This is a genomic window from Vibrio sp. 10N.222.49.C9 (assembly GCF_041474985.1).
Classification (GTDB): Bacteria; Pseudomonadota; Gammaproteobacteria; order Enterobacterales; family Vibrionaceae; genus Vibrio; species Vibrio crassostreae_C.
The window spans coordinates 1-365 of the sequence record NZ_JBFRVD010001351.1 but is presented as its reverse complement, the minus strand read 5'-3'; the positions used below and the strand labels follow the sequence as shown (position 1 = coordinate 365).

At 43.6% G+C, this 365-nt stretch carries 1 protein-coding gene and 1 pseudogene; both read left to right on the top strand.

Annotated elements, in window-relative coordinates; translation table 11 throughout:
• A pseudogene (gene pheA / locus AB4585_RS28250) lies at positions 1–123 on the top strand (bifunctional chorismate mutase/prephenate dehydratase); the annotation flags it as partial.
• Positions 124–135: 12 nt separating this feature from the next.
• Positions 136–365 (top strand): DUF84 family protein (locus AB4585_RS28245; protein WP_372172080.1); only part of this gene is annotated, 230 nt, incomplete at its 3' end.

Sequence of the window (365 nt, the reverse complement as noted above, 5' to 3'; positions counted from 1 at the left end):
CACTTAGACTCACAAGCTACCCAAATGGCCATCAACGAACTAGTGAAAATCACTCGTTTCCTAAAAGTATTGGGCTGTTATCCAAGTGAGAATATCAAGCCTACTCAGATTAAGGTTCCATAGGAGAGCATTAAGATGCAAACAGTCATTGTCGCCTCTCTGAACCCAGCCAAAATAAAAGCGGTGGAAAGTGCTTTTGGTGAGGTATTTCCTGAGCAAGCCTTCAGCTTTGATGGTGTGAGTGTTGATAGCGAAGTGAGTGATCAACCTCTCTCTAACGAAGAGACGAAACTAGGCGCTCAAAATCGTGTTTCAAATGCAAAACAAGTCATCCAAAGTGCGGATTATTATGTGGGGCTTGAGGC